At 66.2% G+C, this 24,650-nt stretch carries 18 protein-coding genes and 3 tRNA genes; 3 read left to right on the top strand and 18 right to left on the bottom strand.

All coding sequences use genetic code 11. The features are described 5' to 3' along the window. Window positions 1–203 precede the first annotated feature (203 nt). Window positions 204–1,316: an NAD(P)/FAD-dependent oxidoreductase gene (locus NR101_RS13625; RefSeq protein ID WP_256776167.1), complete on the bottom strand. Its 1,113-nt coding sequence runs from the start codon at window positions 1,314–1,316 to the stop codon at window positions 204–206. 80 nt (window positions 1,317–1,396) lie between these two features. On the opposite strand from NR101_RS13625, the gene NR101_RS13620 reads away from it, so the two are divergent. After that, window positions 1,397–1,792: a hypothetical protein gene (locus NR101_RS13620; RefSeq protein WP_256776168.1), complete on the top strand. Its 396-nt coding sequence runs from the start codon at window positions 1,397–1,399 to the stop codon at window positions 1,790–1,792. 370 nt (window positions 1,793–2,162) lie between these two features. On the opposite strand, the gene NR101_RS13615 is transcribed toward NR101_RS13620, so the two are convergent. The 10 genes from NR101_RS13615 to NR101_RS13570 all read right to left on the bottom strand — a co-directional run bounded on the left by NR101_RS13615 (window position 2,163) and on the right by NR101_RS13570 (window position 13,278). Beyond that, a tRNA-Gly gene (locus NR101_RS13615) sits at window positions 2,163–2,238 on the bottom strand. Between the two features lie 46 nt (window positions 2,239–2,284). Beyond that, window positions 2,285–2,908, bottom strand: a complete 624-nt coding sequence (pgsA, locus tag NR101_RS13610) for a CDP-diacylglycerol--glycerol-3-phosphate 3-phosphatidyltransferase (protein ID WP_256776169.1) — start codon at window positions 2,906–2,908, stop codon at window positions 2,285–2,287. A gap of 9 nt (window positions 2,909–2,917) precedes the next feature. Then, window positions 2,918–4,765, bottom strand: coding sequence for an excinuclease ABC subunit UvrC (gene uvrC / locus NR101_RS13605; protein ID WP_256776170.1), 1,848 nt, complete (start codon window positions 4,763–4,765; stop codon window positions 2,918–2,920). After that, entirely contained in the window at window positions 4,762–6,177 is a 1,416-nt protein-coding gene (locus tag NR101_RS13600; protein ID WP_256776171.1) for a hypothetical protein, read from the bottom strand. Before NR101_RS13600 ends, uvrC begins: the two co-directional genes overlap by 4 nt. Window positions 6,178–6,262: 85 nt before the next feature. Beyond that, a complete protein-coding gene (kdsB, locus tag NR101_RS13595; RefSeq protein WP_256776172.1) occupies window positions 6,263–7,036 on the bottom strand; it encodes a 3-deoxy-manno-octulosonate cytidylyltransferase in 774 nt (257 codons plus the stop codon). Window positions 7,037–7,085: 49 nt separating this feature from the next. Continuing rightward, on the bottom strand, window positions 7,086–8,108 hold the full coding sequence (gene lpxK / locus NR101_RS13590; RefSeq protein ID WP_256776173.1) for a tetraacyldisaccharide 4'-kinase: 1,023 nt from the start codon (window positions 8,106–8,108) through the stop codon (window positions 7,086–7,088). Continuing rightward, window positions 8,108–9,856 (bottom strand): lipid A export permease/ATP-binding protein MsbA, encoded by a 1,749-nt coding sequence (msbA, locus tag NR101_RS13585; protein WP_256776174.1) that lies wholly within the window; start codon window positions 9,854–9,856, stop codon window positions 8,108–8,110. The genes lpxK and msbA overlap by 1 nt, the downstream gene beginning before the upstream one ends. Beyond that, window positions 9,853–10,275: a biopolymer transporter ExbD gene (locus NR101_RS13580; protein WP_256776175.1), complete on the bottom strand. Its 423-nt coding sequence runs from the start codon at window positions 10,273–10,275 to the stop codon at window positions 9,853–9,855. The genes msbA and NR101_RS13580 overlap by 4 nt, the downstream gene beginning before the upstream one ends. 3 nt (window positions 10,276–10,278) lie before the next feature. Continuing rightward, window positions 10,279–10,950 (bottom strand): MotA/TolQ/ExbB proton channel family protein, encoded by a 672-nt coding sequence (locus tag NR101_RS13575; protein WP_256776176.1) that lies wholly within the window; start codon window positions 10,948–10,950, stop codon window positions 10,279–10,281. A 3-nt stretch (window positions 10,951–10,953) separates the two neighbouring features. Continuing rightward, entirely contained in the window at window positions 10,954–13,278 is a 2,325-nt protein-coding gene (locus NR101_RS13570; RefSeq protein ID WP_256776212.1) for a DNA internalization-related competence protein ComEC/Rec2, read from the bottom strand. Between the two features lie 351 nt (window positions 13,279–13,629). Between NR101_RS13570 and NR101_RS13565 the strand changes: the two genes are divergently transcribed. Next, a complete protein-coding gene (locus tag NR101_RS13565; RefSeq protein WP_256776177.1) occupies window positions 13,630–15,225 on the top strand; it encodes an MASE1 domain-containing protein in 1,596 nt (531 codons plus the stop codon). Here the strand turns inward: NR101_RS13565 and NR101_RS13560 are convergent. The 3 genes from NR101_RS13560 to uvrB all read right to left on the bottom strand — a co-directional run bounded on the left by NR101_RS13560 (window position 15,168) and on the right by uvrB (window position 18,225). Next, the gene (locus NR101_RS13560) at window positions 15,168–15,635 is read right to left on the bottom strand and encodes a hypothetical protein (protein ID WP_256776178.1); all 468 of its coding nucleotides are present in this window, start codon (window positions 15,633–15,635) and stop codon (window positions 15,168–15,170) included. The two genes, NR101_RS13565 and NR101_RS13560, sit on opposite strands and share 58 nt — an antisense overlap. A 380-nt stretch (window positions 15,636–16,015) precedes the next feature. After that, a tRNA-Val gene (locus NR101_RS13555) sits at window positions 16,016–16,090 on the bottom strand. A 107-nt stretch (window positions 16,091–16,197) separates the two neighbouring features. Then, window positions 16,198–18,225 (bottom strand): excinuclease ABC subunit UvrB, encoded by a 2,028-nt coding sequence (gene uvrB / locus NR101_RS13550; RefSeq protein ID WP_256776179.1) that lies wholly within the window; start codon window positions 18,223–18,225, stop codon window positions 16,198–16,200. 204 nt (window positions 18,226–18,429) lie between these two features. Between uvrB and NR101_RS13545 the strand changes: the two genes are divergently transcribed. Then, a complete protein-coding gene (locus NR101_RS13545; RefSeq protein WP_256776180.1) occupies window positions 18,430–18,909 on the top strand; it encodes a GspH/FimT family pseudopilin in 480 nt (159 codons plus the stop codon). 41 nt (window positions 18,910–18,950) lie between these two features. Here the strand turns inward: NR101_RS13545 and NR101_RS13540 are convergent. From NR101_RS13540 to NR101_RS13525, 4 genes are all read right to left on the bottom strand, one after another. Further along, window positions 18,951–19,027 (bottom strand) — tRNA-Asn (locus NR101_RS13540). A gap of 62 nt (window positions 19,028–19,089) precedes the next feature. After that, entirely contained in the window at window positions 19,090–19,509 is a 420-nt protein-coding gene (locus NR101_RS13535) for a type IV pilin protein (protein WP_256776181.1), read from the bottom strand. A 23-nt stretch (window positions 19,510–19,532) separates the two neighbouring features. After that, window positions 19,533–24,164 carry a PilC/PilY family type IV pilus protein gene (locus NR101_RS13530; protein WP_256776182.1) on the bottom strand — a complete coding sequence of 1,544 codons (4,632 nt, stop codon included), beginning with the start codon at window positions 24,162–24,164 and terminating at the stop codon, window positions 19,533–19,535. Continuing rightward, the gene (locus tag NR101_RS13525) at window positions 24,161–24,643 is read right to left on the bottom strand and encodes a PilX N-terminal domain-containing pilus assembly protein (RefSeq protein WP_256776183.1); all 483 of its coding nucleotides are present in this window, start codon (window positions 24,641–24,643) and stop codon (window positions 24,161–24,163) included. Before NR101_RS13525 ends, NR101_RS13530 begins: the two co-directional genes overlap by 4 nt. Window positions 24,644–24,650: the final 7 nt, after the last annotated feature.

Raw genomic sequence — 24,650 nt, 5'->3', positions numbered from 1 at the left:
ACTCGCGACCTCAACCTTGGCAAGGTTGCGCTCTACCAACTGAGCTATTCCCGCAGACTTTCGCTTGCCCCGACTGCACCGCACCGTTAGGCGCTGGAGGCTGTCGGCCCACCGACCTGCGTCGAAGGAGCGCTATTGTGTCGGGATTCCTTCACGCCGTCAACAGCCTCGTTCAGCAGAAGGGGGGTCGGATGCTTCATCCGCTACGCGCCCACCCGCATGCCACGCCGATGGAAGTAAACCTCCTCCGCCGTCCGTCGCATGGCGCCGGACTGCAGCAGCAGGTTGAGCGGCCAGTCCATCTGCAGGTGATCCATCGCCCAGCGCATCAGGCGCTTGCGACGGAACGTGGGGGCGGCCTGCTGGGCGACGGCTTCGGCCGCCGGCCCCTTGCCTCGCAGGTGCAACCCCGCTGCATCGCCGACGGCCCAGCCATGGCGCCACGAGGAATGAATGCCGCCGGCCGACAGCGGCGAAACAATTCCCGCCGCATCGCCAGTGAGGATCACCCCGGGCGCGGTGATCGGCCCATCCGGCAGCCCGCACGGCACCAAGCCGGCACGCGTGGCGCTGGGCCGGGCGGAGGTCGGCAGGCCAACCACGCTGCGCACGTGCTGCAGGAAACCGTCCAGATCCGGCTGCCGTGCGTTGGCCGGATCGTGGCGCAGTGCCAGGCCCACCTGCACGCCGGTGGGATTCTGCGCGACCCAGCCGATGTAGCCCGGCGCGAAGCGCTTGCTGGCAAAACAGTGCAGCGCGCCGGCCTCGGCGAGCTGCACGCCGGCAAATTCCTGTTCGACACCGTAGAGATTGTCCTGCACCCGCCCAAGGCCCGTGCGCTGGGCCACGCGCGAGGCCGCGCCGTCGGCGCCGATCAGGTAGCGCGTCCGCCCTGCCCCGTTTACCCGCCAGCCGTCACCGTCGCGCTGCGCCTGCGTGAACGCCTGCCCCAGACGCAGTTCCACGCCGTTGCCGCGCAATTCGGCAGACAACCAGCGCAACAGGTTGGCGGTGTCGGTGGTCATGAAGTAGTACCCGGGCGCGGCCAGCAGCACGCTGCGCAGGTTTGGCGCGTACAGACGCACGCGTTCCACACGCTGCAGCAGTTCTGCGGGTGCCCGGCCGAGCCAGGTCTGTTCGATCGCCTCCTTCACGATGATGCCGGTGGTATGCAGCCGCGCGCCGGGGTCGGTCTTGCGCTCCAGCACGCACACGCGCAGCCCGTATTGCGCGGCGGCCAGCGCACAGGCGGCGCCGGCGAAGCTGGCGCCAATCACGACAAGGTCCCAGTCGTAGGCCGAAGAAGAAATGTCCATGCGTATGACGTCCTGCGGAAGCGAGGGGCACAGGATCCGTGGGGCCGGCGGGGAGGCCATGAAGTGCTGGTGAAGTGGGTATGAAGCGTGCCGCCGACACGATGCGCGGCCATGTGAGAATCCGGGGCATGACGCCTCGCCTGTCCACAATCGCCCCTTACCTCCTTGCTGCGCTGTTCGCCGGCGTGGTCATCGGTTGTGTGGCGACGAACCTGGCGTCCAACGCGATGATGCTGCTGCTTGACCGGAGCAACGTCATTCCCCAGGAATCGTCGATCTTCACCTTCGAGCCCTATGTCATCAACCAGGGTTCCTCGAACTATTGGCTGTATGGCAAGGACCGCCACTACTACTACCACTTCACCTACCGTGACGCGGCGCCGTACGTGTATATCCGCGTGGGCAATCCCTGCCGCGGATTCGATCGCGAGGACGTGCGCACCTGGTGCAACGCGCGCGCAGCAGGAGGTCGATGAAGACCACCGTGCGGGCTGCCCTCATGGCCACCGGGCTGTTCCTGGGCGCGGCCGCATCGGCAGCGCCCGCGATGACCACGCGGTGCTGCTGGATCCGTTGCTGCTACAGAGTCGACTGGACGCACTTGAATCCAGCGGTGAACTGGACGCCATAGGGTGGCGCTGGGCGACAGGCGTGGGTTCGCAGCGGAGACGATACAACCGCGCTGCGTGCGCGTTGATCAGGACAGGTTTGGCGTGGACGACGACTGCAACCGCATGGACGCCAGCCAGAGACCGTAAGCGCGAACAGCAGAAACGAAAAAAGCGACCCGAAGGTCGCTTTTTTCGTTGCACCACACGGCGATCGATTGCCGGTGGAGACCGTATCTGGAGCGGGAAACGAGACTCGAACTCGCGACCTCAACCTTGGCAAGGTTGCGCTCTACCAACTGAGCTATTCCCGCTTGGGAGGCGAAATTCTACAACCAAATGCGCAGGTGTCAACAGTCCTCAGCCATTCTTTTTCGCACGCGCGTTTTCGCGCGCCGCGCGCTCGTCCTCACGCAGGCTCGGCCATGCAGCATGCAGGTACTGCAGGCCGGAGAACAGGGTGAGGATCGAGGCGATCGCCAGGGTCCAGTCGCCGATGTGGAACACCGGAATGCCCATCCAGATTTCGTTCATTGGCGTGTGCGGGGCCACCGAATACAGCAGGCACAGCAGCGCCACCATCTGCGCGGTGGTCTTGACCTTGCCGATCAGCGCCACGCGCACTTTGGCGCGCTGGCCGATCTCGGCCATCCATTCGCGCAGTGCCGAGACCGCGATTTCACGGCCGACGATCACCGCCGCCCACACCGCCATCCACGCAGTGGGATGCCCCTGCACGATCAGGAACAGCGCCACGGCCACCATCAGCTTGTCGGCGACCGGGTCCAGGAACGCGCCGAAAGCCGAGGCCAGGTCGTAGCGCCGTGCGATCCAGCCGTCCAGCCAGTCGGTGATCGCGGCCAGGCCGAAGATCGCCGCGGAGGCGAAATTGGTCCATTTGTAGGGGAGGTAGAACACCAGTACCAGCACCGGGATCATCAGGATCCGCAGCAGGGTGAGCCAGGTGGGGAGGGTCAACTTCATCGCATCTCTCTACTCGCCCGCCGCGTCGGGCGTGGGCAGTCCATGAAGGTTAGCGTAGATGCGCGCAGCGAGGGCGTCATTGATGCCCTCCACTTTCGCGATTTCGGCTTCGCCGGCGGCCTTGAGCCCGACCAGACCGCCAAAATGCTTGAGCAGGCTGGCGCGTCGGCGTGGGCCGATGCCGGCGATGTCTTCCAGCTTGCTGGTCATGCGCGCCTTCTGGCGGCGCCCCCGGTGGCCGGTGATGGCGAAGCGGTGGGCTTCGTCGCGGACCTGCTGGATGAACTGCAGGGCCGGTGAAGCCGCGCCCGGCCGCAGTTCGCGGCCATCGGGCAGCACCAGCGCCTCGTGCCCTGCCCTGCGCTCCACGCCCTTGGCCACGCCGACCAGCATCACCCCTTCCACGCCCAGGTCGGCCAGCGCCGCCTGTGCCTGGCCGAGCTGGCCCGCACCACCGTCGATCAGCAGCAGGTCCGGCAGCACGCCGTCTTCTTCCACCGCGCGGCGGAAGCGGCGTTCGATGGCCTGGCGCATCGCCGCGTAGTCGTCGCCCGGCTCGATGCCGCTGATGTTGAAACGGCGGTATTGGCTGCGCACCGGGCCGCTGGCGTCGAAGACCACGCACGAGGCCACCGTGGCTTCGCCCATGGTGTGGCTGATGTCGAAGCACTCCACGCGCTTGACCTGCTCGGCCAAGCCGAGCATCTGCCGCAGGTCTTCGCTGCGCGCGTGCTGGGCGCTGCGGCTGGTCAGTTCGCTGACCAGGGTGATCTGCGCGTTGCGGCTGGCCAGCTCGACATAGCCGGCGCGCTCGCCGCGCACGTTCCACTTCAACTGCACCTTGTATTCGGCCGAGGCCGACAGCGCCGACTCGATCAGGCTGGCATCGGGGATCTCGCGGTCGAGCAGGATTTCGCGCGGCGGCGAGTGCTCCACGTAGTACTGCGAGACGAACGCGGCCAGCACTTCCTCGGCGCTTTCTTCGCCATTGGTGCGCGGGTAGAACGGGCGCGTGCCGAGATTGCGGCCATCACGGAAGGCCAGCAGCATCACGCACGCATTGGCGCCCTGCGTGGCGCAGGCCAGCACGTCCAGGTCGGCGGCGCGGCCATCCACGTATTGACGCGTCTGCATGCTGCGCAACGCGGTGACCAGGTCGCGCAGGCGCGCGGCCTGTTCGAACTCCAGCGCTTCGCTGGCGGCCTGCATCTGCGTGCCCAGTTCGCGCGCCAACTGGTCGCTCTTGCCCTCCAGGAACATCGACGCGCGGCGCACCGATTCGGCGTAGTCCTCGGCGCTGACCAGGTCCACGCAGGGCGCGCTGCAGCGGCCGATCTGGTACTGCAGGCACGGCCGCGAGCGGTTGCGGAACACGCTGTCCTCGCAGCTGCGCAGCTTGAACAGCTTGTGCATCAGGTTGAGCGTGTCGCGCACGGCGGTCACGCCCGGATACGGGCCGTAGTAGCGCCCCGGTACCGCACGCGGGCCGCGATGCAGCGCGATACGCGGCCAGTCTTCGCGGGTGAGCAGCACCTGTGGATAGGTCTTGTCGTCGCGCAGGGATACGTTGTAGCGCGGCGACAGCGACTTGATCAGCTGGTTTTCCAGCAGCAGCGCTTCGGCCTCCGAACGGGTCACGGTCACGTCCATGCGCGCGACCTGCGACAGCATCGACATGATCCGGGTGGTTTTGGGCGTGCCGTTGAAGTAGCTGCCAACGCGATTGCGCAGCGCACGCGCCTTGCCGACGTACAGCAGGCTGTCGTCGGCGGCGTACATGCGGTAGACGCCGGGCGCGGTACTCAGGTGGGCCGCGAATGCCTTGCCATCGAAGGCCGGAGCGGAGGACGCAGTCATTCGGTGATCGGCACGTCGCTCAGTACGCCGCTGACCGGGTCGAAACGCAGCACGGCATGCGCGTCGGTCTCGGCGATCCAGACCGCGCCACCGCCCAGCGCCAGACCGGCCGGGCCATGCAGGCGACGCGGCAGTTCCAGCGTACTCAGTTCACCGCCGCCCAGGCGCAGCGTGCGCAGGCGGCCGTTGCCGGCATCGGCGATCCACAGCAGCGGCGCATCCGGGCTCAAGGCGATGGCCTGCGGATACTGCAGCTGCGCCAGCGTGCGCGGGCCATCCTGTTCGCCGAACGACCACATGCCCTGGCCAACCAGGGTCTGCACCAGATCGCCCCGCAGCTGCATCGCGCGGATCGACGAACCGAGCGCGTCGCAGACGTACAACACCTGCTGCACCGCCGCCAGCGAGGTCGGCTGGGCGAAGGCGGCGACATGGCCGCTGCCATCACGCTCGTCGATGGCACCGGAGCCGGCGCGCCACTTCAGACTGCGCTGGCCAAGGTGGTAGCTCCAGATGCGGTTGTCGCCCGCCATGGCGATGTGGATCTGGTTGTCGGCCACCGCCAGCCCCTGCGGGTGGTTCAGGGCGGTCTGGCGCGGCTGCTCGACCACGCCCTCGGTCGGCTCGCCGGGACGGCCGGTGCCGCACAAGGTATCGACCTGGCCGCTGAGCAGATGGATGCGGCGCAGGGCGTGGTTGCCGGTGTCGGCCACGTACAGCCACTCGCGCTCCAGGGCCAGGCCCTGCGGACGGTGGAACGCCGCTTCACCGGGGCCGCCGTCCATGAAATCGGCGGTACCCAGGCCGAACTGGCGCAGCACGCGACCGCCGTGGCTGCACTCGAGCACGCGATGATGGCCGCTGTCGGCGATGTACAGGCGCTCGGTGGTCACCACCAGCGCGGTCGGGAACAGCAGCGGCAGCCGCGGCTCCGGGTGGAGTTCACGGGCCAGCGACAGATCGTTGTCGGCCACGCGCGCACCGTCTTCGCACAGCGCATTGAGCGCACGCTCGAGTTCCCCGCCGACGCCGACCAGGCGGTCGCGTTCGCGGCCCTGCGCATCGAGCAGTACGAGCGTGGGCCACGCGGTCACGTTGAAGCGGCGCCAGCCATCCCAGTCCGAATCCAGCAGCGCCGGGGCGGTGACACCCTGGCGGCGCAGCAGCTTCAACGCCTGTCCCGGGTCGCGCTCGCAGTCGAACCGCGGCACCTGCACGATCAGCAGCTGTAGCTTGCCGGGGTTGCGCGACTGCCACTGGGCCAGATCGGCCAGACGCTGGGCGCACCACACCGACGCAGAATTGACGAAGGCCAGCACCACCGGCCGGCCGCGCAGCTCGGTCAGCGTGGTGGGTGGCGCATTGAGCCACGTGGCAAATTCGGGCAGGTCCTGGACAGGCTGTACGTTCATGCCCCGATTATGCCGGAGTCGGCGTCATGCAATCGTCGTGCCGCGCCAGAAATGCGGCGGCAGGCGCCCCGGCCCCGCCGTCCGCTTAGGGGTTCGCGGCCAGCCAGGCCTCGGCGCGGGCCAGGTCCTCGGGGGTATCGATGCCCGGCGGGAACGCGGCCGGGCTCAGCGCTACGCTGATCCGGTGACCGGCTTCCAGCGCGCGCAGCTGCTCGAGCGACTCCAGCTGTTCCAGCGTGCCCGGCGGCAGCGCGGCGAACTGGCGCAGGAAGCCGGCACGATAGCCGTAGATGCCGATGTGACGCAGCCAGTGCGCGCCAGACAGGCTGTCGCGCGAGCGCGCGAAGGCATCACGGTGCCACGGGATCGGCGCGCGGCTGAAGTACAGCGCATCCAGGTTCTGTTTGCGCACCACCTTGACCACGTTCGGGTCAAACAGCGTTTCGGCGTCCTCCACCGGCGTTGCCAGGGTCGACATCTCCGCCCCGCTGCAGACCAGTGCTTCGGCCACGGCGAGGATGCCCTCGGCCGGCGCGAACGGTTCATCGCCCTGCAGGTTGACCACCACCGTGTCGTCGCTCCAGCCGGCCTGGGCCGCGCATTCGGCGAGACGGTCGGTACCGGAGGCGTGGTCGGCCGAGGTCATCGCCACGCGCACGCTGGACAGGCCCTGCAGGGCATCGGCGATGCGCACGTCATCGGTGGCCACCCACACCTCGCGCGCGCCGGCCAGCAGCGCGCGCTGCGCAACACGCAGCACCAGCGGCTGGCCGCCGAGCAGGCGCAGTGGCTTGCCGGGCAGGCGCGAGGCGGCGAAACGGGCCGGAATGGCGACGACGAAATCGACGGATTGGCTCATGCGGAAACTCTCGGCAGTGACGCGGATTACGGGGAGGCAGGCGCGGCCGTCAACGCTTGCCGAGTTTGTCCAGACGGTCCAGCAGACTCACCCAGAACGCGGCCGGCAGATCAGCCGCCAGTGGCACGGCGAAGTGCCATTCGTTGGCGAAGACCTTGCACTTGACTGCGTCTTTCTCGGTCATCAGCACCGGCAGCTCGCTGCCAAAGCGCAGGTCCGATACCTGATAGGCGTGGTGGTCGGGGAAGGCGTGCGGCACCACGCCGATGCCATGCGCACGCAGCATGTCGAAGAAGCGCTGCGGGTGGGCGATGCCGGCCACGGCATGCACGCGCTGGCCGCGGAAATGCACCAGGTTGCGGGCGCGACCGCCGCTGAGCGGCTGGGCGCTGTCGATGTGCAGCTGCATCGGCCATTCGCCGAAGCCGCAGGCCGGCTGCGCGGCGATACCGTCGCTGGCCTGGCCCATGTTGACCACGCGGAAATCGCAGTCCTGGGCGCGGCTGGCCGGTTCGCGCAACGGCCCGGCCGGGATCAGGCGGCCATTGCCGTAGCGGCGCTGGGCGTCGACCACTTCGATTTCGATATCCCGCGCCAGCCGGTAATGCTGCAGGCCGTCGTCGCAGACGATGACGTCGCAGCCGGCCTCGATCAGCGCCCTGCCGGCCGCCACGCGGTCGGCATCCACGCGCACCGGCACGCCGGTTTTCCACGCGATCAGGACCGGCTCGTCGCCGCCCACGGCGGTCGCGGTGCCGGCATCGACCCAGCGCGCCACGCCGGGTTCTTCACGGCCATAGCCGCGACTGGCCACGCCGGGTTTCCAGCCGGCCTCGCGCAGGCGGTTGACCAGCGCGATGGTCAGCGGGGTCTTGCCGGTACCGCCGGCGGTGACGTTGCCGACCACGATCACCGGCACCGGCAATGCCTGCCGCTTCAGCCAGCGCCGCCGATACGCCAGGCGGCGCAGCGCGATCACGGCGCCATACACCGGTGCCAGCAGGCGTGCCGGGAACGGGATGGTGCTGCCGTCGTACCAGTACGACGGCGTGCGCGTGCCCTTGGCCGCCATCAAGGCTGCCTTTCGCGGAACTGCATCTTGTGCAGGTGCTCGTACAGGCCACCCAGTGCCAGCAGTTCTTCATGGGTGCCGCGCTCGACGATGCGGCCATGGTCCATCACCAGCACCTGGTCGGCATGCTCGATGGTGGACAGGCGGTGGGCGATGACCAGCGTGGTGCGTTCGGGCATGAGGCGCTGCAGCGCGTCCTGGACCAGTCGCTCGGACTCGTTGTCGAGTGCGGCGGTGGCTTCGTCCAGGATCAGGATCGGCGCGTCGCGCAGGATCGCGCGTGCGATCGCCAGGCGCTGGCGCTGGCCGCCGGACAGCAGCGCACCGTTCTCGCCGACCGGGGTCTGCAGCTGCTGCGGCATGCGTTCGATGAACTCCCACGCATTGGCCGCTTCGGCCGCCGCGCGAATCTGTTCCTCGCTGGCATCCATGCCGTAGGCAATGTTGGCGCCCACCGAGTCGTCAAACAGGATGACCTTCTGCCCCACCATGGCCACCTGCCGACGCAGGTCGGCCAGCGGGTAGTCGTCCAGGGCCACGCCGTCCAGGGTGATGCGACCGCCGCTGGGTTCGTAGAAGCGCGGCACCAGCCGGATCAGACTGGTCTTGCCGCTGCCGGAACGGCCGACGATGGCGGTGACCGTGCCGGGCCTGGCGACGAAACTGATGTCGTCCAGGGCCACGCCAGTGTCTTCTCGATACCGCAGCATCACGTGTTCGAAGCAGAGTTCGCCACGCGCGCGGCCGATCTTCTTCTGCCCTTGGTCGCGCTCGACCGGCATGTCCAGGATCGAGAAAAGGCGCTCGGCAGCGGAGACACCGCGCGCGATCGACGACTGCACGCTGGTGAGGCGGCGCAACGATGGAATGATCGCGGTCATCGAGATCATCAGGCCCATGAACTGGCCGGCGTTCAGACGACCGGCCAGCGCCTCGCGGGTGGACACCCACACGATGACCGCCAACGCCAGCGCAGCCAGGAACTGGACCACGCTGGAAGCCGCCGCGCGGGTGGTTTCCACCTTCATGTTGAGGCCAAGCATGCGGTTGGCCAGGCGCGAATAGCGCGAGATTTCATGCGCCTGGGTGCCATGCACCTTCACTTCCTGCTGCGCGGCCAGCGACTGCTCGGCGGTCTGCGCCATGCTGCCCATGCCGTCCTGGATGCCACGACTGATACGGCGGTAGCGCTTGCCCACGAAGGAGACGATCACGCCGATCAGCGGCACCACCACCAGCATCGCCACGGTCACCTTGACACTCATCTGCAGCATCACCACGAGCATGGCGATGATGGTCAGGGTATCGGCGACGAGGGTCTTGAGCGCGTCCGCGCTGGCCTGGGTGACCTGTTCGGTATCGAAATTCAGCCGGCTGACCATCACCGGGGTGGACTCGCTGTCGAAATGCGAGGACGGCAGATGCAGGTACTTTTCCAGCACCTGCTCGCGCAGGTCGCGCACGACGCTGCGCCCGGTCCGGGCCAGTGCGTAATCGCTGACAAAGGTCGCCGCACTGCGCGCCACGAACAGGCCGAGGATGGTCAACGGCAGGATCACCGCCATGCGCGGCTCGGGGTTGACGAAGCCCCGGTTGACCAGCGGCTCCATCAGCTTGCTGAAGTGGTACCCGGCCAGGGCTTCGACCACCATGCCGATGACCGCGGCCACCATGAAGGTCCAGTAGGCGTGGGTATAGCCGAGCAGGCGCTTGTAGATGGGCCAGACCGGGGCATGTTTCTTGTTCATGGACGCACCTCCGGCGCGGTAGCGATGGCGATGCGGCGGAAGCCGAGCTGACCCAGGGCATCCTGGGCGGTCACAACGGCCTGGTACGGGGTGCGTGCGTCGGCGCGCAGCAGCACGGTCTGGGTCCGATCGCTGCCGGCCACGGCGGCGATGGTCTGTTTGACCGATTCGACATCGGTGCGCAGCACTTCCTGGTCGTTGATGAAATAACGGCCTTCGGCGTTGACCAGCACGCTCAGCGAGCGCGGTGGCTCGGCCGTGTTCTGCTGGCTGGCGGTCGGCAGCTGCAGCTGCAGCGTGGAGCGCGCGTCGAAGGTAGTGGTGACCACGAAGAAGATGATCAGGACGAGGATCACGTCGATCAGGGGGACCAGATCGATATGCGGCTCGTCCTGGGCCCGGTCATTGCCGATACGCATCCGTCAGCCCTTGGCCGTGACGGGTGCCGCCGGGGCGGCAACAGGGGCACGGGCGCCGGTGTTCATCACCCCGGGGCGGCCATCGAGCGCGTCCAGCAATGCGCTCGCCTCCTGCTCCATCTCGATGACGTAACCCCCGATGCGGCCCTTGAAATAGCGATGGAACATGAGTGCCGGGATCGCCACGATCATGCCGGTGGCCGTGCACACCAGCGCCTTGCCGATGCCGCCGGCCAGCTGGTTCACATCGCCCACGCCGTGGTCGAGGATGCCCAGGAACATCTGGATCATGCCGACCACCGTGCCGAGCAGGCCCAGCAACGGGCCGGCCGAGGCGATCGTGCCCAGGGCGTTCAGGAAACGCTCCATGCGGTGCACCAGGTGCCGACCGGCATCCTCGATGCGCTCGCGGATCTGGTCGCGCGGACGGTTGCGCGCTTCCAGCGCGACGGCCAGCAGTGCACCCAGCGGCGAGTTCGCCCGCAGCGACTGGATGTGGCTCGGGTCGAGCTTGCCGCGTGCGGCCCAGTTGCGCACTTCCTGTCCCAGCCCGGGGGGCAGGACTTCGTTACGCCGCAAGGTCCAGAAACGCTCCAGGACGATCGCCAAAGCCAGTACGCCCAACAGCAGCAGCGGCACCATCGGCCAGCCACCGGCCTTGACCAGTTCCCACACGTTTCAACCCTCCGGCCCATCGGCCGCCTGTTTGACCGCCGATAGAATAGCAGCCGCCCGCCTCCGCTCCGCGGCATCCCACCAACGCGGCTGAAAAACCCGCTGTTCACGCACCTGCAGGCCTTCACGACCGAGCCATGCGCGCACCGCGCCGCTATCGGCGGTGTTCAGCACTTCGGCGCCAGCGCCGCGCCAGCGCGCCACCACCTCGGCGCGCGGGTGGCCGAAGCGGTTGCCGTGACCGGCCGACACGATCGCCAGCCTGGGCGACACCGCTGCCACCCAAGCCGCACTGGAAGAACCGGCACTGCCATGGTGCGGTACCACCACCAGCGCGGCACGCAGGGCACCTGGCTCGGTATCCAGAAGCTGCGCCTCGCTGGACGCGCCGATGTCGCCGGGCAAAAGGATCGCCCCATGGGCCGTGCCGATGCGCAGCACGCAGCTGCTTTCATTGCGCAGGTACCGGGCGCCGGGCGACGGGTGCAGGAAGCGGAACTCGACCCCGTCCCACCGCCAGCCCTGCCCTGCGGCGCACGGCACGCTGATCCCTGGCCGCGCGCCTTGCGGAGCCAGCAGCGGCGGCTGACCGAAGGCCCGCTGCACCGCCGCCGCGCCACCGGCATGGTCGCGATCACCGTGGCTGAGCATCAGCCGGTCCAACCGGCCTTCCCCGAGCGCGTGCAGGGTGGGCACGACCACCCGCTCACCTGCGTCGAAGCCGCCGACGCTGGCCGGCCCGGCGTCGTACAGCAGCCGGTGGTGGCGGGTGCGTATCCACACCGCCAGGCCCTGCCCCACATCCATCACCAGCAGCTCCACCTCCCCCTCTCCGGGCCGCTGCGCCGACGGCCACAGCAGTGGCAGGCACAGCAGCCCGGCGGGCAGCCGTCCACCGCAGCCGCGCGGCAGCAGTAGCCAACCCACGCCCAGCAACGCTGCCAGCAACGCCCAGCGGTCGGCCTGTGGCACCCACCACAGGGCCATGCCACTGCGCGCGACATGGCCGAACAGCCACCAGCTGGCGTCGAAGCACCAGGCTGAGAGCTGCCACGGCCAATGGCCCGCGCCGTCTAGCATGGCCTCCAGCGCGGTGCCGATCAGCGCCAGCGGCACCACCACCAGGCTCCACCACGGGATTGCCAGCAGATTCACCAGCGGACCCGCCCGCGACGCCTGGCCGAACAAGGCCACGGTCAGCGGCAACAGCGCCAGCGTGACCACGCCCTGCGCGCCCAGGAACGTGCGCAGCCAGTGGTGATCGCGTCGCGGCAGGCACCAGACCAGCCAGAGCACACCGGCAAAGCTGAGCCAGAAGCCCGGCGACAGCACCGCCAGCGGGTCCACCAGCAGCACCGCCAGGGCAGCCAACGCCAGCGCCTGGCCCACCGTTGCCCGTCGCCGTGCGCAGCGTGCGGCAGCAACCACGGCGATCATCAACACCGTGCGCACCGTGGGCAGCGCGAATCCGGCCACTGCCGCATACAGCGCCGCCCCCAGCACGGCGGCGAGGACTGCCGCCACCGGTCGCGGCAGTCGCCGGCCCAACGCTGGCCACAGGCGCCAGCCGAGCGTGGCCAGCCATGCGGCGAAGCCGGCCACCAGGCCGACGTGAAAGCCGGAGATTGCCACCAGATGGGTCAGCCCGAGCGCGCGCAGATCGTCCCAATCGCTCTGGGTGAGTCCACGTGTATCGCCGAGCGCCAGCGCCTGCACGAAGCGCGCGCCCTCACCGCGCACCTGTGAGGCGATCGCCACCGCCATCCGCTCGCGCCACGCCGGCAGCCCGGTGGGCGGGCCGAGTGGGCGGGCGCCGGCGGGTGCATGCACGTTGCCGCTGCCTGCCAGGCGCTGCAGCACGGCGTGCCGTTCGGCATCGAAGCCGCCGGGATTGAGCAGCCCACGTGGGGGGCGCAGACGCGCCTGCAGCGTCCAGCGCGCGCCCGCCTGGAGCTGCAGGCGTGGATCGGCACCGCTGCCGGGCCGATCGTGCCAGCTCAAGGCAAACGCACGGCCGCGTACCCGCACGGGCAACGCCGGATCATCGTCCACGCGGAACACGAAGCGGGTGCCGATCGCACCGTGCGTGGGCAGGTCGATCACCCGACCGCGCAGCAGGTACTCGGTCTTCCCCGCATCGGCAGGCAGCTGCGCGGCCAGGGCCAGGTGCGCGTGCAGCGTCGCCCAGCCCAGACCGAACACGACAGCGCCCAGGCCGCGCCACCGCCCCGGCCAGCACCACAGCACCAGCCCCGCTCCCGCCATCACTGCGGCGGCCCAGTGGGGCAGCAGTACCGGCGCGAACACGGTCGCGCAGGCGCCCAGCATCAGCGCCGTGGCACACAGCTTGCCGAACACCGGCAGCGGCTGCGTTGGCGGGCGTCGAGAGGAAACGCTGGCAAGCTGCATCGATCCGCACGTGGTCATGCCGCCATGCTTGGCTGCATGGCGCACTCAAACCATCAGTCAGCCGGCGAATGCGGCGTCGGTGGAGTCCGCGATCAGCAGCAGAAATTGTGATCTCCATCAAATCCGACTTTCACGCGCTTCAGACCGCAGAACGTATTGCCGACTGTTTTCACAGCCACGTCGTTGCATCGAAGCGGTTTCGTCGATAGTGTCCGTTCAGCCCCGGCATCCCGTGCCGGCGACGCGGCACCCACGTGAACGGAGGTCTCCGTGCAGTTGAGCTGGTTGAAAAAGGAGTTTCACCTCAATCTGCGCATCCATCCGGCAGGCGTGTTGCTGGCAGTGCTTTACGCGTTCGCCTATGGCGTGGCCCGCGCATCATCGGTAGACCAGATGTATCTCCCGGCCGGCATCCGCGTGGCGGCCCTTCTGCTTTGCCCGCCCCGCTGGTGGCCCTACCTCATCCTGGGCGAATACGCTTTCTTCGCCCAGGCGCGCTACCCGATGATCGGACAGTACGGCCTGGCGTGGGTCGTCATTGCGTCCATGGTGCTGATGCCCACCGTGGCTCTGATCGTGCACTGGCACCAGCGCAGGCTGGCCTCGCAGAGTGAGGCCTGGCTGCTGTCGATCGCGGCACTGTCGGCGATCGCGGTGTCCTCGCTCAACCAAGGACTGGCCTACCTGCTGATGCCCACGCTGCACGAGGCGGTCTCCTGGACCGGCATGCTGCGTTACATGGTCGGCGATTACCTGGGCATCCTCCTGTTTGCGCCACTGGCGCTGCTGTGGCGCCACCGCCACGTGTCGTTTGCCGCGACCTCCCGATGGCCTACTGCCGCCATAGCCGCGCTGTCGGTGATCGTCGCCCTTGGCCTGTCCGCAGCACACCTGCCTGGCGGCGAGGACATGGTGCTGGCCAAGAACAGCCTGCGCATCGCCATGATGCTGCCCGCCGTTGGCCTGACCTGTCTGTACGGCTGGCGCGGCGCTGCGGTGAGCTTTGCGGCGATCAACCTGACCCTGGCACTGACCATGGAAATGACCGGACGTCCGGGTTCGTTCGACGCCACCGCATTCGTCGCGCAGCAGATCCTGGCGGTGACCGGCACGGCGTTGCTGCTGTTGGGCTCCACCATCTCCCACCATTACCACCGCTTTGCCGCGAGGGAAAAACTGCGCGGCCAGGCCGAGACCTTTGCCAGAACCGGGCATCTGGCCAGTGAACAGGAACGACGCGTACGCGCCCAGCAGATGCGTGTGATCGGCGAGGATATCGACCAGTCCTTCCTCCGGGCTGCTGCGCTGCTCAAGCAACGTGGCGCGCATGCATCGGCCCTGGACATGCTCAGTGCAAGCCAACTGCAATCGCGCTTGTTCCGCGAGCAGATCAGCATGGTCTATCCGACTGAAATCGAGTACTCCGGGCTATTCGTGGCGTTGCGCTCAGGCGGCCTGGCCGGACTCTGGGACATGACCGACCGGATTGCACGCCCGCGCCTGCACGGCGACCCGTGCCGCCTGAGCCTGGGGCTGCAATTGGCCGCGTACCGGAGTTTGGCCGATGCGGTGAGCTTGCTGCTGGATCATGAGACCGGCTACCTGCAGGTAAGGGTCCGGTGTGGCCGCCGCGGCGGGGTCTCCGGGATTGTCATGACCGTGGCGTTGCTGGACCACAAACGCCGCTTGGGGGCCGCTGTCATCCAGCGCGCGCAGCACGTGCTGGCCGGGCGGACGCTGGCTTACGGCGGCAGCGCGGGCTGCCGCCGTAACCGTATCCGCCTGCTGCTGGTGGATGTGCCGCAGACTTATCGCGAACCGTCGGGACCTTCGATGGACCAGATCACGCCACCTGCCGTGTTGTAGGCAACCAGCAACATCTGCGGCTTGCGGTACACCACTTCACGCACGGCACCGGCCGGAATCGCCAGGTTGTTGCCGGGCAGCGACACGCGATCGGCGTCCACGCCTCCGGGCAGGGTCCAGAACGTGTCACCGATATTGCCGATGATCGCGCGCACGCTGCCGCCCTGATCGTTGACCTGCAGATACCAGACACCATCGCGCTTGAACTCGTATGCCCGCCAGGTCGAATCCTGGCTGATGTTGAGCGCCAAGGGGGCGGTTTCGCCCAGACCCCTCGCCGCGATCTGGCTGCCATGCGGATCGGTCGAGCAGCAGGGCGCCGCCAGCGCCGACGGGATCAGACCACTTCCGGGGACGGCCGCCACCCCTGCAACGACCATTATCAACGTCAGACCTTTGAGCATTGCCATTTCGTCTCCTTCCTACGGGTCAGGTTTCTATCCATTTCCGACGGCAAAACGTTCGATCCATCGGCGTGCAGACGCTATCACAACGTATATCGATGGGCCTCTGTCGGCACGGGCGCGGCGCCATGCCCTCATGTCGGCGCGCCTGCGCGGGCACGGCGCCTGACCCTTCCCGCTGCAGCTACCCGGTAGCGAACGCCTGTGGCGGTTCGATCCAAAAAGTCCAATCACGACACTATGCGCGCGTCGGTCACTCCCCGGTCGGAGCGGCGTATGGCCTCGCCTCTCATCATCGGCCCAGGCGCTCCGGTGCCGGAAAAACAAAAAGGCCAGCACGATGGCTGGCCTTCTTCGTTTCCACCCGCACCTCTGTGAGGTCGGAGTGGTGGGCGGTACAGGGTTCGAACCTGTGACCCCTACCATGTCAAGGTAGTGCTCTACCGCTGAGCTAACCGCCCGTTTCTTCCTTCTGCGTCGCCGCGAATGCGTCGGTGCAGGCCGCGTATATTACGGACGTCTCCCGGGAAGCGCAACACTTTTGTGAAGATATTTCACCATCGGTTGTTCAGCCGAGGCTGGCTTCCTTCAGCTGCCGGATCTGGTCACGGACATGGGCCGCCGCCTCGAACTCCAGGTCGCGCGCGTGCTGGTACATCTTCTGCTCCAGCGCCTGCAGGCGCTTGGCGATCTGCGCCGGTTCGAGGGTGCGGTAGTCCACCGACTCCTCGGCAACACGGCCGCCACGCCCCTTGCCGCCCTTGCCGCGTGCCTCCTTCTCGGCCGCCTCCGACCGCGCGCCTTCGAGCACGTCGGTGATCGGGCGCAGCACCGACTTGGGCGTGATCCCGTGCAGTTCGTTGTATTCCACCTGCTTGGCACGGCGTCGGTCGGTCTCGTCGATCGCCGCCTGCATCGAGCGCGTCATCTTGTCGGCGTACAGGATCGCCTTGCCGCGCAGGTTGCGGGCGGCGCGGCCAATGGTCTGGATCAGCGAGCCGGTCGACCGCAGGAAGCCTTCCTTGTCCGCATCCAGGATCGCCACCAATGACACCTCGGGCATGTCCAGGCCTTCGCGCAGCAGGTTGATGCCGACCAGCACATCGAACTTGCCCAGGCGCAGGTCGCGGATGATCTCCACGCGCTCGACCGTGTCGATGTCCGAGTGCAGGTAGCGCACGCGGATGCCGTGCTCGGTCAGGTATTCGGTGAGGTTCTCGGCCATGCGCTTGGTCAGCGTGGTGACCAGCACGCGGTCGCCCAGCTTGATGCGTTCGTTGACCTCGCTCATCAGATCGTCGACCTGCGTGCCGACCGGACGGATCTCCACCACCGGATCGATCAGACCGGTCGGACGCACCACCAGCTCGGTGATTTCATCACCGGCCTCGCGCAGCTCGTACGGACCCGGCGTTGCCGAGACATAGATGCTGCGCGGGCAGCGCGCCTCCCATTCCTCGAAACGCAGCGGGCGGTTGTCCAGCGCCGACGGCAGCCGGAAGCCGAACTCGACCAGGGTTTCCTTGCGCGACCGGTCGCCCTTGAACATCGCGCCGATCTGCGGAATGGTCACGTGCGATTCGTCGATCACCAGCAGCGCGTCCGGCGGCAGGTAATCGAACAGGGTCGGCGGCGGCTCGCCCGGCGCCTTGCCGGTGAGGTGGCGCGAGTAATTCTCGATGCCGTTGCAGAAACCGACCTCGGCCATCATCTCCAGGTCGAACTGGGTGCGCTGCGCCAGGCGCTGCGCTTCGACCAGCTTGTTCTGTTCGTACAACTGCTCCAGCCGCGGAGTGAGCTCGGCCTTGATCGTCTCCACCGCAGCCAGCACGCGCTCGCGGGTGGTGGCGTAATGGGTCTTGGGATACACGGTGTAACGCATCAGCTTGCGCAGGCTCTCGCCGGTGAGCGGGTCAAACATGCTGATCTGCTCGATCTCGCCGTCGAACAGCTCGATGCGCACTGCCTCGCTGTCCGACTCGGCCGGGAACACATCGATCACCTCGCCGCGCACCCGGAAGGTGCCGCGCTGCAACTCGTATTCGTTGCGGGTGAACTGCAGCTGGGTCAGGTGGTTGATCAGGTCGCGCTGGTCGATGCGCTCGCCGGTGGACAGGATCAGCCGCAGCGACAGGTAGTCTTCCGGCGCGCCCAGGCCGTAGATGGCCGACACCGTGGCCACCACGATCGCATCCGGGCGCGACAGCAGGGTCTTGGTGGCGGCCAGGCGCATCTGCTCGATGTGCTCGTTGATCGAACTGTCCTTCTCGATGAAGGTGTCCGACGAGGGCACGTACGCCTCGGGCTGGTAGTAGTCGTAGTAACTGACGAAGTATTCGACCGCGTTGTGCGGAAAGAACGATTTGAACTCGCCGTACAGCTGGGCGGCCAGGGTCTTGTTCGGCGCCATGATCAGCGTCGGCTTCTGCACCTGCTGGATCACGTTGGCGATGGTGTAGGTCTTGCCCGAGCCGGTCACGCCGAGCAGGGTCTGCTTGGCCACGCCGGCCTCGAAATTGGCCGTCAGCTTCTCGATCGCCGCCGGCTGGTCGCCTGCCGGTGAATACGGGGATACAAGTTCGAACCGATCGCTCATGGTGCCGCCAAATCCCGGGCCCTCCAGTATAACGGGGGGGATGGTGACGGCCGGCTGAGGGGATTTCGGGCAAGACATCAGGGGGCGTACGGACAGCGCGCACGGGGCCTCGGGTGGCACGCTGCTCCTCCGTGCCACTGCCTGGATGCATCAATGCCTCACTCCTGCATGCCGCAACGGCCGGCCGGCGCCGGACTGTTGCAGATGCTGCTGATCATCCTGATCGCGGCAGTACTGAGCGCGATGGCGCTACCTTCGCTCCAGGATATGCTGGGACGGATCCGCGCCGAAGCGCTGCGCGGCCAACTGGTATCGCTGCTATCCACCGCCCGAAGTACCGCCATCACCCGGCGGCAACCCATCGAAGCCTGCCCGAGTAGCGATGGCAGCTCCTGTGGCAGCGATTGGAGCCATGGCTGGCTGCTCTACCCCGCCCTACCGCCCTCAACCCTGGATGCCGCGCCTCTTCCACCCTTGCTGGTGGAAAGACGACCGCGGGCTGGTCTGCAGGCGGTTTCGAACCGGGCCCGCGTCCAGTTCCGCGCAGACGGTCGCACTGGTGGAAACAACCTGAGCATCCGCGTCTGCGTGAAAGATACCCTGCATAGCAAGGTAGTGGTCAGCGTGCCGGGAAGGATTCGCACCCAGCGACCACGCAGGCCTACCCTGTGTCAGGCCCCATAAAAAAGCAGAGGCCGCGATTTCTCGCGGCCTCTGCACGATTCTGGCGCCCGAAGTTGGATTCGAACCAACGACCCCCTGATTAACAGTCAAGTGCTCTAACCGGCTGAGCTATTCGGGCGGGGTGCGAATTCTATCGAGTTTCCAGCTGGCAATGCAAGCGCTTCCGCAACTTTGCTGCGACTACCAGCACCCTGCCACCGTACTGTCTGTCGGGGTCTTACGCCCAGCCTGGTCCAGCGTCAGCGTGCCGCATTTGTCCGTTGCCTGCGGGCCACCGTCCACGGGCGCGGCCTGCAGCGAGAACGCCGACGCACTGGTGGTGCCGGTGAGACTCAACGTGTACTGCGCAGCACCCTGCCGCGGCGACTGGGTGAACGGCAAAGTGGCACCGACGTAGGTGTTCTGCACCGTGTGATTGCGCTCCAGGATCTGCGCCAGCTCCACCAGATCCGCCTTGGCCTGGGCACGACGCGACTTGCGCACGTGATCCTGATAGGACGGAATCGCGACAGCGGCAAGAATGGCCACCACTGCTACCGTGATCATCAGTTCGATCAAGGTGAAACCGAAGGAGCGCTGGCGGAAAGACGGGGTCTGCATGGAATACCTCGATGGGAAAGGGGTCACCGGACCTGGCGCCAGGACTGACGACCGCAAGGCCGTGGCATGAACAGGCCATCGGCGCCAGGCGCGCGAAGCACGAAGGTGCATTGCTCAGCCTGGATCAGCTTATCGACGGTGCAGCTCGAATCAGTGGCCGGGTCGCATGCTTTCAGCTTGGGCACGAAGATACTGGTGTCCTTGACCGGCGGCCCCTGGCTGAGGTCACCGCCCTTGGTAAGTGCCACGGCGCCGCAGTTGCCGGTGCACAAGGGATCACCGCCGATTACCGGACTCAACCCCGTCATGGCGCCACCGCCGTTGAGCAGGCTCAAACCATACATCCAGTTGACGCCGCCGCCGGTGCCGCAAATCGCGGTACCTGGAATGTAGGTGGTGAAGAACACCGTGCCGTTCTGGATGTTCGGATTGCCGACGAAGCGCTCCCCTTCCACAGTGTTGCCAACTACCAGGTCCACATACCAGCCGCGTTTGCTGGCATATCCCACCGTGTTGCGGCTCACGTTGCGGATCTCGTAACCACTGCTTGAGGTTGCCGTACTCACAGTCTGGGCGACCAGATTGTCGCGACCACCCGCAGTCGTGGTCAGGTTGTCCCACACGCTGTACAAGCTCTGCACCGGCGAGCTGCTACTGACCTGGTTGTCATCGGCCGCGAAATACTGACCGGTACCGAAGAACAAGCTCACACCGCCGCCTGGGCCGGCAGCCACTTCAATGCCGCTCATGATCGGCTGCACGGCGTTGTCGCGCACTGCAGTGAACAGCGGCGCGCCGTCAAGCGCGACGTGCCAGTTGTCCGGATTGCTGTCGGACAAATCGAACTTCCATAGGTTGCCCTGCATGTCACCGCCGTACACCGTATCGGTGATGCCATCGCTGTTCTTCACAGCCACCGGCGCGATATTGATCAGGCCGTTGCGGTTGGCATAGGCGGCACCGCTAGGCGAGAGACGCTTGAGCACCTTGCCGGTGTGGATATCGACCACGAACAGCGCCGCCTTGCCGCTGGTGGAATTCACCCCGTTGCCGAACAGCGCCACAAACCGGGGCGCAGCGTTGGCCGCCGCCCCCGTCACAGGGACGATGGTCGGCTTGCCCAGCACGAAGCCTAGGTCGGACTCGGTCTTGCCCGACACCTCCCACAACACCTTCCTGGCGTCGAAACGGGTGGGATCACCGACGTCCAGCGCAAACACCGAACCGTTGCCGATCGCATCGGCATTAGGCGCCTTGCTGGCGCCACCGGCACCGGTGGTGCCCACCAAAACGGTATGCCAGTTGTCGGCGTAGTACACATCGGAAGACGTCAGCGGACCGTCCACGTAGTAGCGGTGGCCGTACTTGGGATTGGCCAGCTCAGCGATGTGCTGCAGCGCTGCTGACGGAATGAACGCCAATTCCTCGTTGCCGGACGATGTCGAGCTGGACCCGTTGAAGCCATGGAGCATGCCGTCGTTCGCGCCTACGTAGACCATGGTCGGCGGTCCATTGGTGGCCCGCTTGTTGGTCAGGAACGTTTCGTAGGCTTTGCCCAAAGTCACCTTCCAGGTCGTAGAGAAGGTCGCCCAGGTGGCATAGCCGTAGTTGTCCCGGTTGGAAACTATCTCCGTGGTCGAGTTGACGATGTCGCCCAGCGGCGTCGATCGTGCGCGCAGACCACTGACCGCCGTGCCCCGCAGGTAGGTGACCAGATTAGCCAGCGACTTGCCCGTGAACCACGCAGGCGTTGAGTCACTGAACCCCAGCGATCGCAGCTTGGCCGCATCATTGGCCCCGACCAGGTTGGCGGCTTGGAACTCGGCTGCACCAACTGCAGTCACGGTTCCGTTAGCCGCGGTCGAGGTCGGAGTGGTCGCCATGTAGATGCGACGGGTGGAGCTGGCAATGCGGCTGGATGCACGCCACAACTCGGCCCCATCGGTGCCGTCGTCCTTCACCTGGGTCGCGATGACATCGCCGGTCCAGTCATAGGAGCCCTGTGGGACGGAGAAGTGCGAGGAAACCGTGAAAGAGCCGGTACTGATACGTGCACCGGAGCCGCTGCCACCCACCGGTGCCTCGCCCTCGGCGGCGCTGTTGAAGATCGCTTCCAGCGCCTCCTTCAGCTTGGTCGGATTGCGGGCGAGGAAATAATTGTCAGGTACGCCGGTCTTCTTGCTGTCCCACTTCTTACCACTGGTCACACCGTACTTGGCGGCATACCACAAAGGGCTTTCCAGCTGGCCGGCGGCGCCGGTGGAGGCCTTGTACTTGATTACAACCGGCGCCTGCCAGCTTGTCGGCGCCGTGTTGGTGGAACTCAGCACCGAACCATCCTGGTTGCCCGGTCGCAAGGCCAAGCGTTGCACGGTGGTGGCCGCGTTGGCGCCGGAGATTGTGTAGCCGGTCAACATTGCGTTGCCCGCGTAGGCCGACAGGTTCTCGATACGGATCATCACCTCGTCGTCAGCCACGGTGCCGCTGATGGCACCGCCGGTAGTGCACACCCGGGTGGTGCCATTGGACGCTGCAACGCTCTTGGTTGCGTCTGCGCGCCAGCAGATGTTGTTGAAGCCGCCGGTTTCGGTGCAGCTTGCGCCCACGCAGTAGCTGAGCATGGCCACGACGTCGTTGTCATGGTCGTTACCCCACAGCGAATCCTCCCAGACGAGCGAGAAACTGCCAGCCGTGCCATCGGCCTTGTACGGCCGACCATAGACATTGCGCTGGCTCGTCGTGGAAGTCTTGATGCCAATGCCCACAGAACCAAGGAAACAACTACGCCAGCCGGTAGACGCAGCGGTCGCCGAACCGGAGTTGTTGGCCTGGCACAACGGTGCAATGCCGATCTTCGCACCGCCAACGCCGATCTCGAACTTGGGCAGGTTTTCGGCCATTGCAACGGTGTAGGTCGTGGCCGCGATCTTATGCGCTGCCGGCTTATTCTGAACGCCAGGCCGCAGATCGGTTTCAGCGGCGGCCTTGGCCAGGCCGGCCATGATGAAGCTACCCTCCATCGACGGAATATCTGGACAGATACCCCGCACCAAACTCAGGTTATTGACCGTCCGGCCCTGGCAGATATCTTCGTGTGTGTTGAGGCTGGTGCCTTGCGGCGTGGCACCGATGCGCCCTGCCATGAAACTCTTTCCGACCATGCCCTCGGCAGTCCCGATGGCGTCGGTCGCCGTGGTGGGCGAGCCGATGTGGGCCACATTGCCAATGTTGTCGCTGTCGAAGGACGGCAGGCCGGAGGACATCACCAGGATGTTGCAACTGGCGCAGTAAGAGTTGCCACCGTCCACCGGCAACCGGTACGGATCCTTCCATGTCACGTTGGTGGGCAATCCGGAAAGATCTCCGGTGTCGCCGTATTTCTTGGACTCGGCCCCCACGTAGCGGAGCGCTTCGGCGTACATCTCTGCTAGCGGATTACCCCACGCGCTGCACTTCTGCCCTCCAGTACCCGGATCGGTCAGGTTGCCGTTTCCGCCCTGCCCCTGGCGATTGAGAATGCCGTAGGTATTGCAGTCGTTCCAGTTGTTGTTCCAGTTCCACTGGTCGATTTTGAAGGCAGAAATCGTGTTGATAACCCCTTCGGCATTGGCCGTGGCCCCTGCTTTCAGATAACAGAACTGACCAGTGGACAGGTCGATCTCATCGCCAGTACCGCAGAAGGTGGTGCCATTGCCTGCGATCTTGCCGATGTTGCGACGAAGCACACCACCGTCGCGCGGGTTGGCATACGTACCAGTAATCAGGCCGAAGCGCAGTCGGCCACTCTCGCCGTAGTTCTGCAACACGCCCACCGGCTTGTAGCGATCGGTGGTGCCGTCGTTGTATTTGCGGCAATAGCCTTCGCGAAGCGCGGTGCCGGGTGCACAGACTTCCAAGCGCACGGTATAGGTGGTCGCGCTTCCCGGCACATCGCCGCCGGACCGGTTGACGCCACATTGGTTGAGCGAAGTGGATGCCCATTCGGACCACGCACCGCTCGCCACCAGCATCTGCGGAACACCGTTGGCAGCCGTGGTCGCATTACAGAAGGACTGCGTTCCCGACAGCGGAGTGAAGTTGCCGATGTCGTTGCCGCTGTAGACCTTCACCCAAGCGTGCAGGTCATTGGGGATCTGCGCCCGCTCGATCACGGTCTTGGTCAAGCTGTCAGTCGAACGCTGGCCACCGTAAAGCACGCTACGCATTACATCCAGGCGACTCATCGTCACCCAGTTCAGGAAGTTGCCCGACCACTGGCTGCTGCAGGAATGCTCATTTGTCCCGGTGGCCTTCGAGGCCGCCTTGAAGACACCATTGGCGCCCGAGCCGCTACTGGTGTAGCAGAGCTTCGGATCGAAGTAACCGCCGTACTCGAAGGTATCCAGGTAGGTGGTATCGAGGATTCCGTCCTCGTCCAGATCGCTGTAGTCGCTGTATGCCTTGTTGAACAACTGCTCGTCGCGCGACATCACCATCATCATCAGCGGGGGCTGGCTCTGCTTGGTGTACAGCGGCTCCTGGGCGATGTCGTAATCGCCAAGCGCGGCACGCAGCGGCACCACCCAGGCGACAATGGCCGCCAGGACCACGATAGCGGCACTGGCGCGTAGCCAGATGGATGGAGCCATGCGGAGGAAACGACGCTGGGTGCTCATGGGATGAAAACCGTGTCGATGACGGCGCTGGCCGAGGCGTTGGTTGGATCGTCACTGGACAGAGCCGTGACCTGGTAGATGTTTCCGGTTTCTTCGTTCTGACGTACGCCGACGCGCAGGCTGGACGCGGCGAAGCACTTGTCAACGCGGCGTGTGTAACTGGCCTTTGCATCCGTCATGGAATCAGCCCAGGTCAACGGATCGTAGGTGGGGCTGCAGACTTCCTGGTTGGCGACAAAGACACCGCCGTCGGCCAACTTGGTTTCGATCGCGCCCTCGACCCCGCGCGCATCGGACTCGGCATTCTGGAATGCCAGGTTGGTACGCAGGTAATTGGCTGCCATGCGTTCCTGCATCCCGGTCACCTGCATGCCGGCAATACCGATCAGTGCAAGCAGGATGAGCATGATCAACGCGACATATAGCACCGCGCCGCGCTGCGCGTTTGGGTAGGAATGCCTGGGCATCGGAATGGCCATGAAATAC

This window comes from Stenotrophomonas sp. Ste86 (assembly GCF_024519465.1).
Classification (GTDB): Bacteria; Pseudomonadota; Gammaproteobacteria; order Xanthomonadales; family Xanthomonadaceae; genus Stenotrophomonas.
This window is presented reverse-complemented; position numbering and strand designations above follow the sequence as displayed.